Genomic DNA, 22,582 nt, shown 5'->3' on the forward strand with positions numbered 1-22,582 from the left:
TTCGGCGAGCTCGAGCGCTGGAGTCGGAGGATTCCGGATGGCATGCGTCTGCGCCGGCGATGGTGCGCGACTTGCAACCGCACGGTTCCGCACGCCACCCCGGTGCGCACCGTCGTGATCCACGGGCGGATCACCCGCGACGACGCCGCCGCCGGGCTGCGTCTCCCCAGCACTGCCTCGATGAACACGCCTGTCGCGAGCTACTACGACGCGAATGCCGAGCTCGAGTGGTCGCGGCTCGACCTGCCGCTCTGCCGGATCGAGTTCCTCAGCACCCTGCATCTCATCGAGCGCTACTTCGGCCCGCCGGGCCGAAACTGCGACATCGGCGGTGGTCCGGGTCGCTACACCATCGAACTGGCCCGTCGCGGATTCGCCACGACCCTCGTGGACGTCTCGGCGCGGGCACTCGGGCTCGCGACCGAGGGGCTTCGGCGCAACGGGCTGAAGGCCGACCGGGTCATGCTCGCCGACGCGCGCGAGCTGGCCGGCGTCCAGTCGCGCAGCTTCGACTCGGCGCTCCTGCTCGGGCCCCTCTACCACATCGGCGACCTGGCCGGCCGCGAGCAGGCGCTCGGCGAACTCCTGCGGATCCTGCGCCCGGGCGGCATCGCCATCGTCGCCTACCTCAACGCGTGGGGCCTGCTCCGCACCGGGTTGAACGACTTCCCCGACTGGTACCGCGAGCGCTCCACGTTCAGCGCGCTGCTGGAGGGTCGATCGTTCCGTGCCGGCCAGCTCACCGGCTTCACCGAGAGCCACTGGTCCACGCCACCGGCCGCGCTGCAGGAGGTGCGCGACGCCGGCTTCGAGCTGGTGACCTATGCCGGCGCCGAGAGCTTCGCCTCGGGGATGGCACCGGCGTTGCAGCGCATGCAGCTGGAGCGCCGCGTGGCGTATGACACGGCGGTCCAGGTGGCGGCCACGCTCTGCGAGCTGCCCCAGTACCGCGACGCGACCGACCACCTGCTGCTCGTGGTACGCCGCCCGCCGGGCTGACCACGCGGGTGAGCGGCGGCAGGGCACCGTCACCCGGGGTCACGTGGCCGCCGCCATCTCCCCGTCACTCCTGCTGACGCTGCCCTGACCTACCGACCGCCCGGTGCCCTTACGGCAGCACCGGCTTCGCCTGCGCACCGGTCGCCAGCCAGGTGTTGTTTCCCCGCGAGATATCGGGGATCCGGGCCTCGGGATCGATTTCCACCTTCACCAGCGTCCGGCCTGCGAAGCTGTAGCGGCGGACGTAGCGCACGGTGTTGGTGCTCCACACCTCGGCCGGATAGTCGTGGTCCTCGGTGCTGCCGTCGCTGAAGGTCAGGCGCGCACGGATCGGCAGCACACCACGCTCGCGGTTGCCGTAGGCGATGACCACGCGCGTGGTGTCGCCGTCCTTGCGCATCACCACCGTGTCCACCGCCTGGTCGTAGCGCGCGTTCTCCAGGAACCAGCCGCGCCAGAACCAGTCCAGCCGCCGGCCACCGGCATCTTCCATCGTGCGGAAGAAGTCGGCCGGCGTGGGATGCTTGTACGCCCAGCGCCGGATGTAGGTGCGGAACGCGTCATCGAAGGCGTCCGGGCCGAGGATCTCCTGCCGCAGCAGCTGGAGGCCCACACTCGGCTTCACGTACGCCGAGATGCCCAGCAGGCGCGGGTCGATGCGGTCCGGTCCGGTCACGATCGCCCCCTCGACACCGGCGCGCATGACCTGCTCCACCATCCCGCGCTCCTCGGCGGCACGCGCCATCTGGTCACCCTTCCGCGGGTAGCGGCGCGCCTCGGCGAAGGTGTTGATGAAGGTGTTGAACCCCTCGTCCTGCCACATGTACGCGCGCTCGTTGCTGGCCACGATCATCGGGAACCACATGTGGCCGATCTCGTGCGTCACCACGTTGAACAGGTCGTACACGTCCTCGCTCCGGTTCTCCATCGCGATCATCGGGTACTCCATGCCGCTGATCGGGCCCTCGATGGCCGAAATGTGCGGCCACGGGTACATGAACCAGCGCTCGGAGTACTCCTGGATCGACATCCGCGACTGGTCGGCGGCATCGTGCCAGTTGTCGGCGGCGCTCGGCCGGTAGTAGGCGAAGGCGTAGATCCCCTTCCAGCTCGTGCCATCCCACTGGAAGTCGGGGGAGGCGGCCCAGACCGCGTCCCGCACGTTCTTCGCCGCGAACTTCCAGGTCAGCATGCCGGTGGTGCGCGGGCGGGCCGCCCCCGACCGCAGCTCGGCGGCCGTGATGATGCGGATCACCGAGTCGGTGGACGCCGCGGCGTTCAGGCGCGCGAGCTGCGTGGTGGTGAGCACGTCGCGTGGGTTCTCGAGTGCCCCCGTGGCGGCGACGATGTAGCCGGCCGGCACCGTGATCTCGAGGTTGTAGTCGCCGAAGTCGAGGTAGAACTCGCCCTGGCCCAGGTACGGCTCGATGTTCCAGCCGCGGGCGTCGTCGTACACCGCCACGCGCGGATACCACTGCGCGATCTCGTAGAGCGACCCGTCGCGGCCCATGCGGTCGGCGCCATGCTCCGGCACCGTGAAGCGGTAGGCGATCTCGATCGTCGCGCTGCGGCCCGGCGCCAGCGGCTCGGCCAGGTCCACCTTGGTGACCGTCTCCTGCACGCGGGTCGTGAGTTTCACCCGGCGCGCGGCCGTGGGCGTTCCCAGTCGCTGCTCCACGCGGGTGAAGGTGTAGCCCCCCTCGAACCCGCGGGCGCCGAAGCGCGAGTCCTCGGGGAAGATGAAGCTGTTCAGCGACTTCGACTTGAACGCGTTCTGCTCCGTCTGCAGCCAGAGGAAGTGGAGCGTGTCGGGGGAGTTGTTGGTGTACTGCAGCGAGAGCTCGCTGCGCACCGACGTGGTGGTGGTGTCGAGGGTGGTGCGGATGGTGTAGCTGGCCCGGTTCTGCCAGTACTTCGCGCCCGGCGCGCCGCTGCCGGCGCGGAATTCGTTGGCGGTGGGCAGGACGAGCGGCGCGAAGATCGAGGTGTCGGTGACCGGTCGGGGTGCCGGCCGGCCCTGGCCGGCGGCGGGCGACAGGGCCGCGGCAGTGAGGAGCAGGGTGGCGGAGATCCGTGGATGCATGGCGCGTGGCGTGTGGAATGATCGGTCGACGCCGATGGCGGACCGACCCGGAAACTATGTCGTGGCGTGCCGACGCCGCGACTCCCGCCCGCCGTCAGGACACGGCCCCCCGCTGCGACACGACCGCATGCCGCAGGTGAATCCGACCCGCCGCGCCAGCCACCAGCTGCCGGCGCACGAGTGGAACTCCGGCCAGGCCCTCCGTGAACAGGCCGATCCCGGAGCCGAACACCACCGGGTGCACGCAGAGCGAGAGTTCGTCGATCAGGCCGTGGCGCATGAGCGTCGTCGCGAGTTCAGCGCCGCCGGCCAGCAGGATCGTGGCACCGGCCGACGCCTTGAGGTCGCGGATGCGTGATGCGACATCCGCGCCAAGCAGTTGCACGCCCGGAACCGCCGACGGGTGCAGCGTCTGCGTCACGACGACCTGGTGCAGCGCCGGCCAGGTGCGGAGCAGCCCGTCGCGGACGCGCGCCTCGAATGCCACGCGTCCGGTGACCACACAGTCCACATCGCCGGCGGCCACCGCACGGTGGGCGGCACTCTCCGCGGTGCACGACAGTGCCTCGCAGGTGCCGTCATCGCGGGCGATGAATCCGTCGAGCGTCACATCCATGGCATAGACGAGGGTCCGCATCACCCGGGTGGGAATGGAGTTGTCGAGCGCGCGCGACGGGGCGTCCAGTCCGCAGGGCGGGCATCGCTGCTGCGCGGCTCCACGCGTCGGTCAGCGGCGCGCCGTGAAGTTCACCGTGATCCGCGGCACGTAGTCCTGGAAGCCCTTGTTGACGAACGACGCGAGCACGGAGACCGTCAGCGCGTTGTTCTGTCTCAGTCCGACCGCCAGCTGGGCGTAGCTCAGGTCGTGGGCACCTCCCGCGACGAGGATTGGAATGCCGCTGTAGGTGTACCCTGCGCGGAGGCCGACCAGCAGGTCCGCCACGACGCTGCCATTGCCACTCAGGTCGCGGACCGGAATCGCCATCGAGTACTCGCCGCTCACCGTGCCCGCACCGTCCCGGCGTGGTGCGTCGCCGGTGACGGCACCGAGCAGTCCCAGCGCGACGCTCACCCCGCCGGCACTGCTCATCGTGCTCCCGGACCTGGCGTACATCGGCAGGGTCAGGCGGCCCACCAGCGTTCCCCCGTTGTTGATGGCGCGAAGGACGTTCGCCCGGTCGGATTCGTCGGTTTCACGCGCCGCCGCGTCCGTTTCGTCCGACGTCGTGACCACCGACGCCTGATCTGCCGAGAAGAGCGCGCGCCCGACCTGGCCGCGGACGATCGAGGAGACGACATACGCATCGTTCTCCCCGATATTCGCCGCGAACTGCGACGCAATGGTGAATCCTGTCCCGCCACCGCTACTGCGCAGGTAGTCCGACACATCTGCGCGGGAGGTGAAGAACCCCGGCACGGGGGTTCCGATCAGCCGCGTGCTGAGCGGACGCTCTGCTCGCGTCGAAGTCCCGAACCGGCCCACCAGCGAATCCTTGCTCACGGCGGCGATGCAGGCGGCGTGCTCCGGCGTCGTCGCGGCATCGCGGCGCCCGCAGAACGCCTTGGCGCTGTCGGCCAGCTCGGCGTCGGCGCCCGAATCACTCAGCTTCACCTGCATCGACGCGATGCGCTCGGTGCGCGCGACCGCGGCGCCGAGGAAGTCACGGATGAAGAGCTTCTGCAGGTCTTCCCGGGCGACGCGTTGCGCATCGACGACGACGGGCACCGGGAGGTTGAACTGCGCCGACAGGGACGGACCGGCGAGCGGAATCAGGATCGCCACCGCCGCAACACACCGCCGCAGCACGCCGATGTCCGATGCGGCGACCATTCCGCCACTCCTGTCCTCGCTCAGGTCCTGGTTGAGACGTGCGTCGATCGGCATGGATCACTCGGGGTCATGGGTGGCGGAGGCTGGGGACGGTCACGCCTCCAAGTTCCGCACCACGACGCGGCGCACCATTGGCAAGTCGACCACCCGGCCCGCTCCTGCCGATGGTGGCAGAGTTGCCCATACTCATGCCCGTGGCACTGCACTAGCATCCACCGCCGCTCGTCATGCCCCGTCATCACCTTGCCCGGAGACTGCACCCGATGCCACCGACACTCTCGCTGCTCGACCTGCGACGCCTCGTCGAAACCGTTGCCGGCAGTCCCGATGCCACCGTCGACGTGTTCGAGGACGGGACCACGATCTCGGCAACGGCGGCGCGTGGCGGAGGTGCCTCGGTGCTGTTCTCCGTGGCGCCCTCCCAGCCGGCCGGTTCCAACACGAAGCCCATCACCATCGAGAGCTCCCCACCGGTCGTTCTCCTGCATCCCGATGGCACGCCCGTGCCCAACGTCCTCAAGGAGTGTGACTGCGCTGCGTGGAGCATCGCCGCATTCGAGAAGTTCTTCGTGCCGTACTACACCCGGCTGATGACCGGCGCGGAGCTGGAGCAGTACCGACGCGTGATGGCGGATCGTGATGTGCTCTGTGCGCTGCACCTGCCGCGTTCCGTTGGACTCATCGGCACGAAGACGCCGGCCTTCGCCGTGACCGGTGCGCTCCGCGACCGCATGATCGCGCGGTCCGGGCTCTCCATCCAGGGCTTCGGCGACACCCCGCTGGTGTTCGGCGGCGATGCCATCGTCGCTGCCCTGATGACCCTCGATCGGTGACCTGGCGCGGCACGCTCCGCGCCGCTGCGGAGCGTGCCGCCATCCGTCAGGGCCTCGTCGGCCGGCCCGCCAGGCGCCGGAACTGCGCCGTCGTCCGGTCGTTGCGCACCAGCGCGGCGAGATCGGGCCGCGCGCGCACGTACTCGGCCAGTCGCACCTCAGCGGCCGCGGAGTCACGCAGCACGAACGCCAGGTGCGCCGCATCGAACCGGAGATCGTTCGTCAGCTCGGCACTCTGCCGCACGCGCACCTCTGCCAGCGCGTATTCCTGCCGCGCCCGCGGCACATCGCCAGCGGCGGCACTCACGATCGCCGCCACCATCCGGCGGTAGATCGGGCTGTACGGCCGGCCCGACGCCGCCGCCACACTGTCCGGATCCATCCGCGTCAGCGTGTCCACCAGCGCCCATGCCCGCACCGGATCCGGTGGCGCGCCACCACCACCGGCGTCGATGTACATCACCGAGAGCTCACACTCCACGTAGCGCCAGTCCGCCGGAAACATGCGCCGGCCCCGCTGGCACCACGTGAGCGCGGCACGGCGATCGGCAAGCGCGATCAGCGCGCGGACGGCGAAGTCGATGATCCGGTCGGCATTCTCCAGGTAGCCGTCCAGCGCCAGCGCCCGCTGCGTCGCGAGGATCGCCCCCGGAATGTCGCCCCGCACCCAGCGGAGCATCCCCAGCGACGCCCAGGCACCCGCGAGCAGGGAATCGATGCTGGTGGCCGTGAGCAGGTCCGCCTCGGCACCGCGCAGCAGGTCCTCCTCGCGGCGATACGTCTGCACGGCCGTCGCCGCGTCGGTGCGGAGCTGTCCCCGCACCCAGTACGCCTCCGCCTGGCCGGCGCGCCAGCCCGCAGCACGTCCATCCGCCGACGTGGAGGTGTACCGCGCAATCGCACGATCGGCATGACCGAGGCCCACGTCCAGCGCGCGCACCCGCGCCTCACCGGAACGCAGGCTGCCAGCCAGCCGCGCCAGCCAGGCGCGCTCCAGGGTCGGAACCACCCAGTTCGGCGCATCGAACTCCGCCACGCTCAGCATCGAGTCGGCGCGACCGAGCAACCGGTCTGCGCCATCCGACAGCGGCGTAGCGCGCGCCGCCGCCGCCGCACGAACGAGCCCCTGTGCACGCCACACGAGGTCCATGGCGTGCTCCGACTCCCCCGCGTCACGCTGCGATCGGCGGAGCGCGGCCAGTGACCGTCGTTCACCGAGCTGGTCGCGCAACGACACGTCGAGCTGCGCCGAGAGGTCGTCCGTGAGGGTCACCGGGTCGCCGCGTCGAGCGCTCACCTGCGCAGAACCCACCTGTGCACCAGCGCGGTCCAGCACGCGCACCGACACCCGCACGCCATCCGGGCCTCCCGAGACCGCTCCCGTGATCTGGAGGTCGAGCGCTGCCGTACCGCCACGTTCCGCACGCCGGAGCACCCCGGGTGACACGTCTGTGCCGGCAACCTGCACCCCACCCACGCGCTTCAGCGTTGCCGTGAGCTGATGCGAGATCCCCTCGGCAACGTAGGCGATGCCTGCCGTGTCGCCATCGACCGAGAACGGCTCGATCACGATCCGGAACGCGTCCGAGGCGCCGCGTGACTCCGACACCGCCGGCCTCCACTGCGACGGGACCAGCGTCCCGATCGCCACGACGCCCACGAATGCGCCGGCAGGCAGCGCACGACGCATCCATCCGCGACGCGGCACGATCGGGGCATGCGATGATGTCGCTGACGGCGCAGCCTGCTCCGGCACCGACGCCAACTCCGCCGGCACCACCGACGCGGGTTCCGTCCCGGCCGGCTCGTGACGCGCGCGCGTCGGCGCAGCGCCCCCCTCCGCCGCGTCCGCGGGGGCGACGGCGCGCGCCGGAGCGAGTCGTGCCGCCCGGATGTCGCTCGCCAGCGCGGAAAGACTGGGTGGGAGATCGGCCTCGTACTCCGCCTGCAGCAATGCCCGATGCCGGTCGATCACATCGAGCGCAGCGGCTCCCTCCCCCGCTTTGGCGAGCGCGTACGCTGCGCGCTCGACGGCGCCCGAACTCGATTTGTCCATGCGGACCTGGCGGAGGCGGTAGTGCGACGAGCGCACCCAATCGCCACGCGCCTCGGCCGCATCAGCCGCAACGGCGAGTGTCTGGCTGAACACTTGAGACAGCCCCGACCGTTCGCCATCCACCCACCGCTCGAAATCGACCGCATCGCGCAGGTACCACGCGCCCAGGAACTCTCCCTCGTACAGCGCGAGCGCATCATCGAGCCGCTTTTCCGCAACGGCCGTGACGAACTCGTCCGCATCGCACTTCACGGCGCCATCCAGGCGGATGGCATCTCCGACCGTGGCGATGATGCCGGCGCCAAGTTCGCGGCGCAACACGTACACGGCCTCGTTGAGCAGGCGGCGGGCGGCTGCCGGAGGATGATCCGGCCACAGCAGCCCGAGGATCCGTTCCCGCTCCAGCTGCCGCTGCGGTGCCCGCACCAGCACCACGAGAATCGCGAGTCGTCGCCGCTGGACACTCTTGCCGGTGACCGGGGCGCCGTCACGGTCCAGACGCACCCCGCCAAGCAGGCTGAGCGACAACTGACCCACGCGCGTCGCCTCCGTACCAGTCTGCATGTGCCTGTTTTGGTGCGATCAACCCGGTCAACTGCGGCGCGAAATCGAATATTGGCTGCACAACGACAGGAATGCGACGTCCGGTTGATCGCCCGGCGCCAGCTTCGCCCCGATTCCAGTGCAGCCGGTGGTCGCCTCCCACATCCGGCTGCTTCCTCCACCATGGACGGGTTCGCCGATGTCGCTCCCACTGCAGGCCGTCGCGGCTTTCCTCGCGGATTTCAACATTCCGCACTGCTGGTTCAGTTCCGCCAATCACACAACCGGCCTCTCTGGCGTACTCGGCTGGAGACCCGAAGAGATCGCCGGTGTGGAGCGCGAGCTCGGAACGATCGCCGCCAACCTGCTCGGCACACGCGGTCGCCCTGCACACGCGGAGTGCGCACCGATCCTCGTGTGCGTCGGGACGCGGCGGGTCTCGGTCGTCGTTCGCGTCTACCGGACGGGCCCGTCCACACACCGACTCCTCTGCGTCCTGGTGCCATCCACCGCGACGCCGGAGGCTGGCCAGGACGTCGGCGCCGTGTTGCGCGCCTCGTTGCAGGGCTACCGCCTCACACCACGCGAGCGGCAGATCGCACTCGAGCTCGGCACCGGTGACACCTCTCCTGCCATTGCCGATCGGCTGAACCTCTCGGTGTGCACCGTGCGGCGGCACACCGAGCGCGTCTTCGCAAAGCTCGGCGTCCGCACTCGGGCCGAACTGTCACGGCGCATCGGCGCACTGTCCGCCCAGCCATGAGCCGCTCATCAGGTATCGACGCCGGAACGGCGTCAGCGAAAGCGCCGCCACGGTCCCCTCGGCACGCGTCGCTGCGGCACCGCACCATGATCGGCGCCGTGGTGCTCGGTGCGTGGTGCGCCGCGCCTGTCGTGGCGGCGGCGCAACACGGTGATGGCACGGGCGACTCGGCTGCCACGGGTTCGCGCCGCAAGCTGCAGAATGCCTCGGACGAGCGCCCACGCATCGACTACACCGGTCTGACCGGCGACGTGGCGCTGGCGCGGTTCGTCACCAGCCTGGATGGCAGCATGCCTGCCCCACGCACAGGACTCTCCCTTGGCGTCGGCGTCCGGACATCGCTGCGGATTCCGCACCTCACGCTCACGGCTGCCGTTCGCGTCGCCGTCTCGGACATCGCCGGGGTGGGCACCCGTCCCGCCGACCGCGCCATCGCACGCGTCGAGTTTCTTCCCGAACTGGGCTATACGGTGCGGTTCCGGCACCTGCGTGTCCGACCGCTGCTCGGCTACACCCCGTGCGCGACGTGGTCGCTGACGACCGCCGAAGTGTGGCCGGCGGGTGGGACGGGCGCGCGGAACTTCCGGGACGCCCGCCCGCGCCAGGCGCTCTCCATGGGCCTCGAACTGCCGCTCCCTGGCCGCCAGAGCGGCGTGCAGCTCCGGTTTTACCGGCTGTCCGGCCGCTTCACGAAGGAGGAAAGCCGGCGCACGGTCACCCCTGTCGCGATCCGGTACCGCGGCAGCCTGCTCACCATCGGCTGGAGCGGGCCGATCTCCGAGGTGTCGCTGCCATGGCGCTGAGCACTGCACCCGGCAGCATCCACGGCGCGTGCATCCGGCGCCGCGCGGCGATCCTGCTCGGCCTCATCGTGGCGGGCGAGTGTCGCGGCCAGGCGGTCCGCGGCACGCCAGGACGTGACACGGCATGGTTCGATCGCGAACGCTCCGTCTCGATCGCGGTCGAGAACGATGCGTTCGGATTCGGTGGCACCGACGCCTCGTACACGCAGGGGCTGCGCGTCCTGATGGAGTTCGCGCGCGCGCCACGCGCGATGGTCACGCTCAACCGGTTCCTGGCCCCGGCTCGTCGCCCACGGTCGGGCGCGCGGGCCGTGGCGGCCTGCACGCAGGCCATCCTCGCGGCTGCGGATACGTCAGGGCGCGAATGTCTGACGGTCGGCTTTGCGCTGACACAGACCCAGTTCACTCCGGCGAACATCCTGGACTCGATCCTCGACCCCAGCGATCGCCCGTACGCCGGCCTGCTGACCGCGTCCGTGGCCGCGACGTTGCGCTGGAAGGATGCGTCGGCGTTGAGCGAAGTCAGTGTCGGCGTCATCGGCCCCCTTGCGTTCGCCGAGCAGACGCAGAGCCTCGCGCACTGGACCTGGTCGTTCGGCAGTCCGCGTCCGCTCGGATGGCGGAACCAGCTTCGCACCGCGCCGTTGGTCAGCCTGCGGACGGCGTACGCGAAGGTGCTGGGGCAGCTGTCCGTCCCATGGCCTGCGGCCACCGCGGTACCGGGAGGGAAGCGGCCGGTCTCCCGTGTCCGCGTGTTCGACGCGCAGGTGTCACCCGAGATCATCGTCGGGACCGTGATGCAGCGCGCCTCCGTCGGGGCCAGGCTGCGTGCCGGCTGGAACATCGACCGGACACCGGCACCATCCCCGATTCCAGCCACGCTGCTCAACGACGCGTTCGCGGCGGTCACACCCGACATCGTGTCGCCCATCGGCCTGACGGGCAAGATGCTCCTCAAGAGTCACGTCCCTGCCGTGCTTGCACAGGACACCGCGTCGTACCCGCTGGTCAAGGCGGATCGGCTGGTCGCACCGGTACCCTCCGCCGCATCACAGAAGGTCGTCGCGCGGGCCGACGGCAACGTGGCGACCCGGGTTGTCGCCTCCGTCGCGAGGAATGTGTGGGGACAGGTCTTCGCGGGCGGCACGGTCCGCGCCGTCGGCGGCAATGCGCTGCTCTCCGGTTCACGCTGGGCAGATACCGGGCCGACCGGCTGGCGTACGGTGCATCAGCTCGACATTGCACACGGCGTCATGGAAAGCGCGCTCGGGTGGACTGTCGGCTGGCGCCGGTTCTCCGTCACGCAACAGTGGCTGTGGCGATCGAATGAGTTTCATTCCGGTGCACCCTGGCATTCGTTCGGGTCGCTGGCAGTCGCGATGTCATCTCGGGCACGTCCGTCGCCGTGAGGTCGGCACGGGGCACCGGACGGCCGTCGCGGCTCATGCCGCAACAGGGTGGCGACGAGACTCCCACAGGACCTCTCGTCTTCCGCCATGGCGCTTCACATCCGGTCCGTCGGTCCCGTCCGGCCGTCCGCAGACCAGTACCGACCCGATCCGGCACCGCTGTGCCGGGTGAGCCGCGTGGCGCGCCGCGCCATTCGGGCGCTGCGCCGCATCGTCCTGCTCCCGGCGCTGTTGCTCGGTGCGTGCGTGGAGCGCACGCCCACGCAGCCCGGCAGCACGGGACCGGTGGCGCCACCGGACGTCTCGACCGCCACGCTGAACGTCGCCCCCGGCGCCCTCTTCGCCGTCTCGCCCCGCTATCCGGCGCCTGGCGACACGGTCACCGTGGACGGCAGCTACAGCTACGACGGTGACGGACAGGTGGTGCAGTACCGCTGGAGCTTCGGCAACGGGGTCACCACCAGCACCGGTGCCACGTCGCGCACGGTGTACCGCGCGGCCGGCACCTATCCCCTGTCGCTCACCGTCATCGACGACGCGGGGGACTCCTCCACCACCACGCTGTCGTTCACTGTCGGCAGCGGCGGCACGCCGGCCACCGCGATCAGCGGCAGCGCGAGCACGCTGGTGATCAGCGCGGCGAGCGTGACCGCCGGCACCGGTGTCACGGCCACCGTCACCGCGAAGAGTGCCGACGGCACCGTGCGCAGCGGCGTGCCGGTCGCCGTGAGCGCACTCGGCCACAACATCTCGGCAACGCCCGCCACCGCCACCACCGATGGCAGTGGCGTGGCCACCGCCGTGGTCAGCAGCGCCGTCGCGCAGGCCAGCACCGTGCGTGCCGTGGCCGACTTCACCGCGCTCACCACCACCCGCGCGCTCACGATCACGCCGGCGGCGGTGAGTGCCGCGCGCAGCACCATGCGGCTCACGCAGTCGAGTCTCACCGCGCTCACCGACACCGCCATCGTCGAGGTCACCGTCCGCGACACGGCCGGCAACGTCGCCCCCGGCGTGGCCGTCTCACTCGCCAGCTCGGTCGCGGGGCTGACGATGCCCGCCGCCAGTCTCACCGACGCCGACGGGCGCTGGCGCGGTGTGGTGCGCATGACGGCGCTGTGTGGTGGCACGGCGGCCACGCTCACGGCCACCGCGGGGGGCGTGCCGCTGGCGACGACGGTGGCCGTCACCGGCACCGCCACCGCCAGCTATGGCGTCTGCGGCGCGGCCCTCTGGCTCGACGCCGCAGACCTCTCCACGTTGACGCTGGATGGCAGCAACCGCGTGTCGCAGTGGCGGGACCGGAGCGGCAATGCGCGACACGCCGCAAACGCCACCCTCGCCGAGCAGCCGACCGCGGTTGCCGGGGCACTGCACGGCTTGCGCACCGTGCGCTACACCACGGCGGCGCTGCTCCGCAGTCAGGGGGTGCTGCAGGGCATCACGGATGCCGCGGAGGTCTTCGTGGTGGCCAGCGCCACGGCCTCGCAGACCGGTGACACGTTCCTGTTCGGCGCGGACTCGCAGTTCGTGGTGCACCCGAACGAGCGGTTCAGCGTGCACCTGCCGTGGGCCAACGGCAACGTCGCGTGGGACTTCGGCACCTGCTGCGCCGTGCCGGGGGCGCGGATCGGGATCAACTATGCGGCCGCCGGCGTGGCCCTCGCGGCCGCGCAGTGGAGCGTCGGGACGATGACCGGCAGCACCCCGGAGCGCCACATCCGCCGCAACGGCACCACGCTCGTCTCCGACACTGGCACCGACACGCTGGGCTTCGCGGATCAGGCCCTGCGCATCGGCAACAGCTGGGGCGGTGACATCGCGGAGCTGCTCGTCTTTCCCCGCGCCCTCACCGCGCCCGAGCGTGCGGCCGTCGAGAATGGCCTGATGGCGAAGTGGTCGCTCGGCACACTCGCGCTCACCGCCGGCAACAGCCAGAGCACCGCGGCGGGCACCAGTCCGGCGACGGCACCGCAGGTGCGCGTGACGAACGCCGCCGGCACCGGTGTCTCCGGTGCCACGGTGACGTTCACCGTCACCAGCGGTGGCGGTCGTGTGAACGCGGCCCTCACCGCCACGGTCACCACCGATGGCAGTGGCTACGCCAGCGCGCCGGACTGGGTGCTCGACGTCGGCAGCAACCAGCTCACCGCCAGCCACGGCGGGCAGGGCGTGGTGTTCACGGGCACCGGCACGCTGCCCACCGGCATGAGCCTGCGCCTCGACATGGCCGACTCATCGAACATCTTCACCGGCAGCGGCTGCACGGGTGCCGTGAGCAACGGCAGCAGTGTGGGCTGCGTGCGCGACAAGAGCGGCAACGCGTATCACGCACTGCAGGCCACCGCCGGCGCGCGGGCCACGTTCAGCACCAGCGCGCAGAACGGGCGCAGCAGCCTGTCGTTCAACCTCGCCTCCGACCAGTACCTGATCGTGAACGCCGCCGCGATCCGTTCGCTGCGGAGCACGTCACGCACCGTGTTCGCGGTGGCGCGCTGCACGGCCACCACCGACAATGCCACCAACAACGGCGGTGCGATCGTGAACTGGGTCGGCTTCAACACCGGCCTCCACCTCAGCGGCTATCCCGTGCCCACGTGGGTGTCGTCGGACACCTGGGAGAATCCCGGCACTGGCGGGGCGGCGTCGTTCGTCGGCACCTGGCTCGACGCCAGCGCGTCGATCGTCGTCACGAACACCCTCGCGGTGACCGGCAGCACCTTCGATTCCACGATCTGGCGTGACGGCGGCAACTCCAACAGCAGCGGTGCGGTGGCCGGCACGATGACGGGCGCGGCGGACCTGTACGTCGGCATCGCATCCCCGGGCACGGGCGGCTACAACTGGCGGCTGAACGGGCGGATCAGTGAGGTGATCATCTATCCGCGGGTCGTGACGACGGCGGAGCGGCAGGAGGTGGAGCGGTACCTGGGGTGGAAGTGGGGGATCAGCGTGCCGTAGGCCGGCCACCTCCTCCCCACGGGGATGGAGTTTCGGTATGGTCCGGCACGATTGTCCGTCCACGTCACACCAAGATCGCCATGACCAGCCCCCCCCGACGACCTCGCCGCCGCCGACCGGCTGGCGTAGTCCTGGGACCGCTCCCGCAGTCGGGTCATCGCCGAGGCGGTGCGGCGGCTGACGGCTGAGTCGGGGGCGGAGATCGGCGCGGACCCCTCGGGTGCATCACGCCGCGCAGCTGCGGCGCGGCCCGGCCCTCTCTGCCGCCGTGTGCGTGCCTGAGGCGAAGCGCGTGGCCATGGTCGGGACGCCAGCGACATCGGTTATACTCACGTCATCCCTTATCCTGCTGGCATTGAGTTTCGCACTGCCCGCGCTGCCGTCCCGCATGCGCACCACGCACGAATGCACCCGTGTGGCATGGCGCTCCGTCGCCCTGCTCGTCGGCCTCGTATCCTCGCTCCGCGCCCAGACGGACCCAGCATTCAACGCGGACTTCGACGTTGCCGACCGCCGGGCCCAGACGCTCGCATGGACGGTTGAGTGCTACAGCCGGTTCGGCCTCCTCCTGCAGTCGCACCGCATCGCCTCGAACCCGACGCGCGAGTCGCTCGGCCCTGCGAATGTCTGCTTCACGGATGGCGGGCGTCGTGTGCTGGCGAACCTGTCGGTCGATGCGGCAGCGCGCCGGCTGACGAAACTCCTGGTGGTCGATCTCGGTACCGGTGCGGCCGTCACCACGCCGCTCGACACCGCCAGGCTCGTCAACGAGGCCATCGCCGAGCATGCGGCGGTCGCGCGAAACGTGGGCATGTCGGACAGTGTCAGCGCCGGCTACATGCCGTTCAGCATGCGCTTTGATGGTGACACGATCGAGGTGTGGATGGTGAAGCGTGGCGTGTTCGACTTCCGTCAGCTCAGGGTGGGAGGAGAGCTGGGCTACATCTTCTCGCCGGACGGCCGCACCCTCGTGCGCGAGGTGGGCACCGTGCAGAGCGACCGCCAGCTCGGCGGGCCGGCGTCGCAGTCGACGACCATCGAGAGCCGAGAGGCGCGGATCCCGTCGCTGTCCGAGCTGCTCCTCGCAAACATGCTTGCGTCGCGTGGGGCGCAGGTCACGATCCAGACGGCGTCGCGCGCGTCAACGCTCATGCCTGGCGGCACCATGTGGATGCACCGGCCACGTTGACATGTAGCGCGTCGCGTGCGTCGCGTATCAGCCGTCACCGACGGCGCCTGCACCGCCAGCATGCACCTCACCGCGTCATCGCCGGCACCCACAGGATCAGCGTCACACACGCCACGCCCGCCGCCGTCAGCAGCGCGAGCCCGAACAGTCCGGCCGACGCCAGCCGCGGTGCAGCAGCACCGATCACGCAACGGCGCCAGCGCGCGACCGAGTACGTCCGGCGTGAGTTCAACCACCTGCAGCCGTCGCAGTACCGCCCGCGCCGCGTCGCCATGCGACGCCGTCAGCGCATACGCATGCAGTCGATCCCACAGCTCGTACTCCAGCAGGCGACTGCTGACGAGCGGAAGATCCCACAAGGCAGCATCGGGGACCTGCGATTCGTGCAGCAGGTAGGCAAGCACCACCGACGTGTCGAGGTAGATCACCGATCCGCTCGGCCGGCGGCGAGCGACTCCAGTATCTCGTCCGCATTCGGAACCGGCAACCGAGGTGGGGGATCTCCTCCGATGACGGTCGGTAGCGTCAAACTGCCACGCACCACCATCGCAGCCAGCAGCGCATCGGCCGACTGTGGATGGGCTGGCGACGGCGGACGCAACTCTGCCACGACGCGATCCCGATCCGTGACGAGAATCGTCTCGCCCGAGACGACCAGGCGGAGATACTCGCTCAGGCGCTGCCTCAGGACCGTGGTGCCGACGGTTCTGACATCAGGCGCATAGCCGCGCGCGGCAACTTCCCGGATCGTCTTGGGCGGTAGTGCGGACTCGGACATCCCACATCCTACCACCCGCAGCTCAGCCAACCATCACCCAATTCGTGCGTCTCGTACCACCCTCCCGCCACCACTGTCGCCTTCCTTGCGCTTCGGTGTTTGTTCGGTAACATCCCCCTCCCCCCACCCACCCCGCCCACACCTCACGACCGCCCCGTCCCTCACCGCTGCGTGCCGACCCACCCATGCCGTCCCTCTGGCGCGTCGCCTGTGTCCGCATCCCCCGCTTCCCACTCGGCGCCGTCTGGCGCGCCAGCCAGGGACCGCGCCAGCTCGGACTGGGCCTCGACCTGGGTACCTCGGCACCTCCCGCCACCACCACGCCACCATCGGACGACGGCAGGCACTGGGACGACCGCCTCCTCGCCCTCGCCGACGGGAATGCCCTCCGCGCCGTGACCGCGGCGGCAGGCCGCGCCCGCATCCGCGCCGGCATGACCGTCACCGAGGCCAAGGGCCGTTGCGCCCGCCTCGACGTCCTCCCCTGGGACGACATCGCCATCAGCGGCGCCCTCACCCGCGCCACCGCCGCGCTCATCCAGGCCAGCCCCCACGTCTCCCCCGCCGGCGCCACCACCGGCATCTGGTGGGTCGGCGCCACCGGCTTCGATGCCATCGGCGGCGAACGACGCCTCGCCCAGACCCTGCTCGCCATCGCCCAGCGCTGGCACCCCCTCGCCCGCGTCGCCATCGCCGACTCCTGCGCCGCCGCCCGCGCCGCCACCTGGACCCACCCCCCCGCCGGCGAACCGCTCTGCTTCTGCATCCCCTCCGGTGGCGATGCGGCCTTCCTCGCCCCCCTCCCCCTCGGCTTCCTCCCCCTCGACACCGAACTGGTCGCCACCCTCCAGGCACTCGGCATCCGCACCGTGGGGGGGTTCGCGGCCCTGCCCGTCGCGGACATCGAACGCCGCTGGGGCCAGGCCGGCCTCAGCGCCTGGCGCCTCGCCCACGGCCACGACCCCCGCCGACCGGTGCTGGCCCGCCTCGAGGCCCAGCGCAGCGTCACGGCGGAGCTGGGCGGCGCCAGCGACACCATGGAGCCAGCACTCTTTCTGGTGCGCGCCGCCCTCGAGACCCTCGTCCGCGACCTCGTCCGCGACGGCCTCGCCGCCGGTGCCGTCGCCATCACCCTCCACCTCGACGGCGGCCGCACCACCCGCGACGACGTCACCCCGGCCGAGACCATCACGCGCGAGGTGCGGCCCGCCCATCCGCTCGCGCGCGTTGCCCCGCTCTTCGAACGCTGCCGCGCGCTGCTCTCCGACTGGCCGCTGCCGGCGCCGATCTGTGGCGTCACCGTCACCCTCACCAACACGCTGCCCGCGACCGGTGAACAGGGCGACCTGCTCGACGCCGGCTGGCGCGACCCCGGCGCCGCCCTCGCCGCCCTCGAGCGACTCCGCAGCACCCTCGGTCCCGACACCGTCGTGCGCCCCGTGCTGCGCGACGACCACCGCGCCGAGCAGTCGGGGGCGTGGGCCGAGCTGGTGGATGGCGACGATGCCGCGATTGCGGCGGCCACGCGCGTGGCGCAGAACGCCGTCGCCCCCCGCAGCGACGACACCGCCCCCACCACGCAGCTCGGCGACTGGCTCCCCCTCTTCGCCGGCGAGCGCAGCGCCGCCCCCGCCGCCCTCCGCCTGCTCGAGGTGCCGCAACCCGTGCGCATGACCTGCGACGCCGCGCAGCGCCCCGTCGCCGGCACCTGGCAGTCCCACACCTTCACTGTCCGCGACTGCACCGGCCCCGATCGCCTCACCGGCGCCTGGTGGCGCACCCCCTTCGCCCGCGACTACTGGCACGTCCGCACCCGCGAGGTCGGCACGCTGCTCATCTACAACGAAGCCGAGTCGTGGGTGCTGCAGGGCTGGTATGACTGACGCCATCCTCTGCTCCAACGGCAAGAGCAACAGCTTTGACGCAAAGGCGCAAAGGGCGCGAAGGACGCAAAGGGGTCCTGCGCCGTGGGCAGGCGCACGTGCGCGCGATGATGTCAGGACTTTCTGGGAACTGCGGTTGCAGTTGCTGTTCCCAAAGCCTTCTCGATGCATCCCCCCTCACCGACCATCGTCGACCGCGCGCAAGGCTACGGTTCTTCTTTGCGTCCTTGGCGCCCTTTGCGCCATTGCGTCAAAGCCGTTGCTGTCTGCAATGGCGGTGCCGTCGCGGCTACACGATCGGGTTGCCTTCGCGGTCGGAGATCATGACCCAGACACTGCGCGTCCGCTTGCTGTAGAAGAGGCGGACCGTCACGTCGCGCGGGTTCTGCTTGAAGGCGAAGTGGAACTGGAAGGTCGTGTCCAGCGACTCGCGCAGCACGCCCTCCTTGAACTGGCCGTGGAACTGCTGGACCTTCGTGCAGGGCGCCACCTCGGTGAAGAACTTGCGGCCGATGGTGGACTCCTGCGACAGCTGCGCGAGGCGGCTCTCGACCGCGTTGTACTTCAGGATGCGCCCCGTCGCGTCGAGCTGGATCATGCCGTACGGCAGCGTGTCCAGCTCCCCCGCCGACATGTGGTCGGCCGTGGACAGGATCTCGGCCTTCAGCGCCTCGTGCGAGTGCGGCGTCAGGCGCACCGCATCGCGGCGCGGCAGCGGGGGGTCCGGGGTCTCCATGCCGGGAAATCTAGCCGGGTGGCCCGCGCATGAACGCCACCGACTACGTCGAGCTGCACTGCCACAGCGCCTTCTCGCTGCTCGACGGCGCATCGGCCCCCGAGGAGCTGGTCGCACGCGCCCTCATCGCGGGGCAGACCGCCCTCGCCCTCACCGACCACGATGAACTGGGTGGCGCGGTGCGCTTCGCCCAGGCCGCGGACATCGCCGGCATCGCCGGCATCATCGGCGCCGAGCTCACCGTGCAGGGCGACGGCGCACTGCAGCACCTCACGCTGCTGGCCATGTCGCGCACGGGGTACGGGAACCTCAGCACCCTGCTCACCCGCGCCCGCATGGACGTGCCCGAGCGCGGCGCGCCCTCGGTGCCGTTCGCCCTGCTCACGCAGCACGCCGGGGGACTGTTCGCACTCAGCGGCTGTCCGCGGGGCGCCATCCCGCAGGCACTCGCCGCCGGCAACATCGCCGAGGCCACCCGCGTGGCCGGCACGCTGCGCGACCTGTTCGAGGAGTCGTTCGCGATCGAGGTGTGGGACCACCGCCTGCCCGAGGAGCATGCGCTGGTGCGGCAGCTCATCCCGCTCGCGCGCCGCATCGGCGTGCCGTGGGTGGTGACCAACAACGTGCACTACGCCACCCGCCAGGCGCGCAGCACGCACGATGCGCTCACCGCCCTGCGCCACGGCCGCCCGCTCGACGCCATGGGCACGCGCCTGCGTCCCAACGGCGAGTGGTACCTCAAGTCCACCGCCCTGCACCACAAGCGCTGGCTGGGCCACGAGGCCGGCCTGCGCGCCACCCGCGCCATCGCCGAGCGCTGCCAGTTCCGCATCGGGCAGCTCAAGCCGTCGCTGCCGCGCTTTCCACTGCCACCCGGCGTGAGCGAGGACGACTACCTCACGCAGCTCGTCGAGACCGGCGCCACCGAACGCTGGGGCAGCGTGCGCACCCCCGCGCAGCAGAAGCAGCTCCTGCACGAGCTCGAGGTCATCCGCCGCCTCGACATGGCCGGCTACTTCCTGATCGTGTGGGACATCGTCCGCTATTCACGGCGCGAGGGCATCCTCTGTCAGGGCCGCGGCTCCGCCGCCAACTCCGCCGTCTGCTACTGCCTCGGCATCACGGCGGTGGACCCGATCCGCATGGAGCTGCTCTTCGAGCGCTTCCTCAGCGAGGACCGCCGCGAGCCGCCCGACATCGACATCGACTTCGCCCACCGCGACCGCGAGCGCGTGCTGCAGTACGTGTACGAGCGCTACGGGCGTGAGCATGCCGCAATGGTCTGCGAACAGATCACCTACCGCGGCCGCAGCGCGGTGCGCGATGCCGCGCGCATCCTCGGCTTCTCGCTGGAGCAGGGTGATGCGCTGGCCGCCGTGAGCGATCGCTTCAGCGCGCGCAGCACCGCCGCCGCCCTGCGCGCCGGCATCGGGATCGCCAGTGCCGACGACCTGCGCCGCAGCACGTTCGTGGACGCCACACCGAACACCGTCGGCATCACCGGCCCCGTGCACCGCGCCGACAAGCCTGATCACGAGATGCCGCACATCCGCCGCGACATGGCGAAGGTGGCGTTCGCGGTGGACCTGCCGCCCGCCGTGCGCGAGTCCGCCATCCCGATCACCGCGAAACGCCCCGCCATCCGCACCGCGTCGGCCGACGTGGACGACTTCGCCGGCATGGGCGGCGACGGCACCGGCGGCCGCCCCGAACTCCGCAAGCGCTTCGAGCGCGACGAGCGGCTGGCCGCGATCCCCGAGGCGCGCACGCGACGCGTCACCGCCGCCGAACGCGCACGCGTGGATGCCTCCACCCCCCCGGTGATGGTCGAGACGCACACCTCCGCACCACCCCCCGCTGCGGCGCTGAAGACGGCCGCGAAGGAACCACCGAAGGTGCCCACCGACATCCTGCAACGCGCCGGCCTCGATCCCGCCGACCCGCGCGTGCGCGCGCTGGCCGACATCGTGGACGGGCTGCACCAGCTGCCGCGCCATCGCTCGATCCACGTGGGCGGGTTCGTGCTCACCCGCGAGCCGCTGTCCACCGTGGTGCCGATCGAACCTGCATCGATGCCGGGCCGCACCGTGATCCAGTGGGAGCGCGATGATCTCGACATGGCCAGCCTGGTCAAGATCGACCTGCTCGGCCTGGGCATGCTGACGGTGCTGCAGGATTGCCTCGTGTACGTGCGCCGGACACGCGGCGTGACGATCGACCTCGCGCTGCTCGACACCAGCGACCAGGCCGTGTACGACGACCTCTGCGCCGCCGACACCATCGGCGTGTTCCAGGTGGAGAGCCGCGCCCAGATGAACACCCTGCCGCGCCTCAAGCCGCGCTGCTTCTACGACATCGTGGTCGAGGTCGCGCTCATCCGCCCGGGCCCGATCCAGGGCGCGATGGTGCACCCGTACCTGCGCCGCCGCGCGGGCATCGAGGAGGTGGTATACCCGCACCCCTCGCTCGAGCCGATCCTCAAGCGCACGCTCGGTGTGCCGCTCTTCCAGGAGCAGGGCATGCAGGTGGCCATCGCCTGCGCGAACTTCACCGCCGGCGAGGCCGACACGCTGCGCCGCGCGATGGGACACAAGCGCAGCCACGAGAAGATGGAGGCGCTGCGGCAGAAGATGCTGGCCGGCATGCGCGCCAACGGCATCGACGACGACATCGCGAACCGTATCTTCGCGCAGATCAATGCCTTCGCCGATTACGGCTTCCCCGAGAGCCACGCCGCCAGCTTCGCGCTGCTGGTGTACGCCTCCGCGTGGCTGCGCCATTACTACCACGCCGAGTTCCTGGCGGCGATGCTGAACGCGCAGCCGATGGGGTTCTACGCACCGGGCACGCTGATCGAGGACGGCAAGCGGCACGGCGTGGAGGTGCGGCCGGTGGACCTCACCTGCTCGGCGTGGGATGCCACGCTGGAATCACGCGCGCCGCAGTCTGCGGCACCGGCGGTGCGCCTTGGGGTGCGCAGCGTGCGCGGGCTGGGCGCGGCGGCGCGTGGCAAGCTGGAGGCCGCGCTGACCGAGGGTGCCTTCAGTGACGTGGGGGACGTGGTGCGCCGCACGAAGCTCGACCGGCGCGCGTTGCGGTTGCTGGCCGAGTCGGGGGCGTTCGACGGGATGTTCGCCCATGAGCCGCTGGCCACGCGCCGGCGTCGTGCATTGTGGGAGGTGCTGGCGGCGGTGCGTGGTGATGCCGGTCCGCTGGCACCACCGGTCATGCTGCCCGATGCCGCGCTGCCGCACATGTCGATGGCCGACCTCACCGAGGCCGACTATCGCGTGACCGGTGTGTCGCTGAACGGCCACCCCATGCGCCACTTGCGGCCGCTGCTGCAGCCCAACGGCATCCGCACCGCGCGCGACATCCAGCAGAACGGCCGCGACACCGAGCAGGTCGCCATCGCGGGTTTGGTGATCTGTCGCCAGCGCCCCAGCACGGCGAAGGGGTTCGTGTTCCTGTCGCTGGAGGACGAGACCGGGATCGTGAACGTGGTGGTGACCCCGCAGCGCTTCGAGCGGGACGCGCTCAAGATCAGCACCTCGCCACTGCTGCTGGTGCGGGGGACACTGCAGGTGGAGTCGAACGTGGTGACGCTGCGGGGTCGGCTGTTCGTGCCGCTGGACGCGCAGCTGGGGGCGGAGCATGCGCGGAGTCATGACTTTCACTGAGGTGGGGCGCCTCCCCGGGTTGACCACGCGGTATG

The 22,582-nt window shown here is 70.7% G+C and carries 15 protein-coding genes; 9 read left to right on the top strand and 6 right to left on the bottom strand.

The window, feature by feature from the left end:
• Positions 1 to 102 precede the first annotated feature (102 nt).
• A complete protein-coding gene (locus tag IT355_16370) occupies positions 103 to 999 on the top strand; it encodes a class I SAM-dependent methyltransferase (GenBank protein ID MCC7054848.1) in 897 nt (298 codons plus the stop codon).
• A gap of 109 nt (positions 1,000 to 1,108) precedes the next feature.
• Here IT355_16370 and IT355_16375 read toward each other — a convergent pair whose 3' ends face one another.
• The 3 genes from IT355_16375 to IT355_16385 form a co-directional block, all read right to left on the bottom strand.
• Complete coding sequence (locus tag IT355_16375; protein MCC7054849.1) at positions 1,109 to 3,082, bottom strand: M1 family metallopeptidase; 1,974 nt, start codon at positions 3,080 to 3,082, stop codon at positions 1,109 to 1,111.
• A gap of 94 nt (positions 3,083 to 3,176) precedes the next feature.
• Entirely contained in the window at positions 3,177 to 3,719 is a 543-nt protein-coding gene (locus tag IT355_16380) for a dihydrofolate reductase family protein (protein ID MCC7054850.1), read from the bottom strand.
• 90 nt (positions 3,720 to 3,809) lie between these two features.
• Complete coding sequence (locus IT355_16385) at positions 3,810 to 4,967, bottom strand: hypothetical protein (GenBank protein ID MCC7054851.1); 1,158 nt, start codon at positions 4,965 to 4,967, stop codon at positions 3,810 to 3,812.
• Between the two features lie 209 nt (positions 4,968 to 5,176).
• On the opposite strand from IT355_16385, the gene IT355_16390 reads away from it, so the two are divergent.
• Positions 5,177 to 5,746, top strand: a complete 570-nt coding sequence (locus tag IT355_16390; GenBank protein MCC7054852.1) for a hypothetical protein — start codon at positions 5,177 to 5,179, stop codon at positions 5,744 to 5,746.
• Between the two features lie 46 nt (positions 5,747 to 5,792).
• Here the strand turns inward: IT355_16390 and IT355_16395 are convergent, their stop codons facing one another.
• Entirely contained in the window at positions 5,793 to 8,366 is a 2,574-nt protein-coding gene (locus IT355_16395) for a hypothetical protein (GenBank protein MCC7054853.1), read from the bottom strand.
• Between the two features lie 178 nt (positions 8,367 to 8,544).
• Between IT355_16395 and IT355_16400 the strand changes: the two genes are divergently transcribed.
• The 5 genes from IT355_16400 to IT355_16420 all read left to right on the top strand — a co-directional run bounded on the left by IT355_16400 (position 8,545) and on the right by IT355_16420 (position 15,470).
• Positions 8,545 to 9,108 carry a helix-turn-helix transcriptional regulator gene (locus IT355_16400; protein MCC7054854.1) on the top strand — a complete coding sequence of 188 codons (564 nt, stop codon included), beginning with the start codon at positions 8,545 to 8,547 and terminating at the stop codon, positions 9,106 to 9,108.
• A gap of 86 nt (positions 9,109 to 9,194) precedes the next feature.
• The gene (locus IT355_16405) at positions 9,195 to 9,911 is read left to right on the top strand and encodes a hypothetical protein (protein MCC7054855.1); all 717 of its coding nucleotides are present in this window, start codon (positions 9,195 to 9,197) and stop codon (positions 9,909 to 9,911) included.
• Entirely contained in the window at positions 9,902 to 11,320 is a 1,419-nt protein-coding gene (locus IT355_16410) for a lipid A deacylase LpxR family protein (GenBank protein MCC7054856.1), read from the top strand. Before IT355_16405 ends, IT355_16410 begins: the two co-directional genes overlap by 10 nt.
• 177 nt (positions 11,321 to 11,497) lie before the next feature.
• Entirely contained in the window at positions 11,498 to 14,281 is a 2,784-nt protein-coding gene (locus IT355_16415; GenBank protein MCC7054857.1) for a PKD domain-containing protein, read from the top strand.
• 355 nt (positions 14,282 to 14,636) lie between these two features.
• Positions 14,637 to 15,470, top strand: a complete 834-nt coding sequence (locus IT355_16420; protein ID MCC7054858.1) for a hypothetical protein — start codon at positions 14,637 to 14,639, stop codon at positions 15,468 to 15,470.
• Between the two features lie 424 nt (positions 15,471 to 15,894).
• Here IT355_16420 and IT355_16425 read toward each other — a convergent pair whose 3' ends face one another.
• Positions 15,895 to 16,248 carry a hypothetical protein gene (locus IT355_16425; protein ID MCC7054859.1) on the bottom strand — a complete coding sequence of 118 codons (354 nt, stop codon included), beginning with the start codon at positions 16,246 to 16,248 and terminating at the stop codon, positions 15,895 to 15,897.
• 185 nt (positions 16,249 to 16,433) lie between these two features.
• On the opposite strand from IT355_16425, the gene IT355_16430 reads away from it, so the two are divergent.
• Positions 16,434 to 18,131, top strand: a complete 1,698-nt coding sequence (locus tag IT355_16430; protein MCC7054860.1) for a hypothetical protein — start codon at positions 16,434 to 16,436, stop codon at positions 18,129 to 18,131.
• Positions 18,132 to 18,420: 289 nt separating this feature from the next.
• On the opposite strand, the gene IT355_16435 is transcribed toward IT355_16430, so the two are convergent.
• The gene (locus IT355_16435) at positions 18,421 to 18,867 is read right to left on the bottom strand and encodes a PAS domain-containing protein (protein ID MCC7054861.1); all 447 of its coding nucleotides are present in this window, start codon (positions 18,865 to 18,867) and stop codon (positions 18,421 to 18,423) included.
• Positions 18,868 to 18,896: 29 nt separating this feature from the next.
• On the opposite strand from IT355_16435, the gene IT355_16440 reads away from it, so the two are divergent.
• Positions 18,897 to 22,547 carry a PHP domain-containing protein gene (locus tag IT355_16440; GenBank protein ID MCC7054862.1) on the top strand — a complete coding sequence of 1,217 codons (3,651 nt, stop codon included), beginning with the start codon at positions 18,897 to 18,899 and terminating at the stop codon, positions 22,545 to 22,547.
• Positions 22,548 to 22,582 lie beyond the last annotated feature (35 nt).

It is taken from the genome of Gemmatimonadaceae bacterium (assembly GCA_020851035.1).
In the GTDB taxonomy this organism is placed as follows: Bacteria; Gemmatimonadota; Gemmatimonadetes; order Gemmatimonadales; family Gemmatimonadaceae; genus JACMLX01.

Bases quoted from the DNA above. Each gene is read 5' to 3' on its own strand.
- IT355_16375 (MCC7054849.1), bottom strand. From the start codon at position 3,082: ATGCATCCACGGATCTCCGCCACCCTGCTCCTCACTGCCGCGGCCCTG.
- IT355_16380 (MCC7054850.1), bottom strand. From the start codon at position 3,719: ATGCGGACCCTCGTCTATGCCATGGATGTGACGCTCGACGGATTCATC.
- IT355_16385 (MCC7054851.1), bottom strand. From the start codon at position 4,967: ATGCCGATCGACGCACGTCTCAACCAGGACCTGAGCGAGGACAGGAGT.
- IT355_16390 (MCC7054852.1), top strand. From the start codon at position 5,177: ATGCCACCGACACTCTCGCTGCTCGACCTGCGACGCCTCGTCGAAACC.
- IT355_16395 (MCC7054853.1), bottom strand. From the start codon at position 8,366: ATGCAGACTGGTACGGAGGCGACGCGCGTGGGTCAGTTGTCGCTCAGC.
- IT355_16400 (MCC7054854.1), top strand. From the start codon at position 8,545: ATGTCGCTCCCACTGCAGGCCGTCGCGGCTTTCCTCGCGGATTTCAAC.
- IT355_16405 (MCC7054855.1), top strand. From the start codon at position 9,195: ATGATCGGCGCCGTGGTGCTCGGTGCGTGGTGCGCCGCGCCTGTCGTG.
- IT355_16410 (MCC7054856.1), top strand. From the start codon at position 9,902: ATGGCGCTGAGCACTGCACCCGGCAGCATCCACGGCGCGTGCATCCGG.
- IT355_16425 (MCC7054859.1), bottom strand. From the start codon at position 16,248: ATGTCCGAGTCCGCACTACCGCCCAAGACGATCCGGGAAGTTGCCGCG.
- IT355_16430 (MCC7054860.1), top strand. From the start codon at position 16,434: ATGCCGTCCCTCTGGCGCGTCGCCTGTGTCCGCATCCCCCGCTTCCCA.
- IT355_16435 (MCC7054861.1), bottom strand. From the start codon at position 18,867: ATGGAGACCCCGGACCCCCCGCTGCCGCGCCGCGATGCGGTGCGCCTG.
- IT355_16440 (MCC7054862.1), top strand. From the start codon at position 18,897: ATGAACGCCACCGACTACGTCGAGCTGCACTGCCACAGCGCCTTCTCG.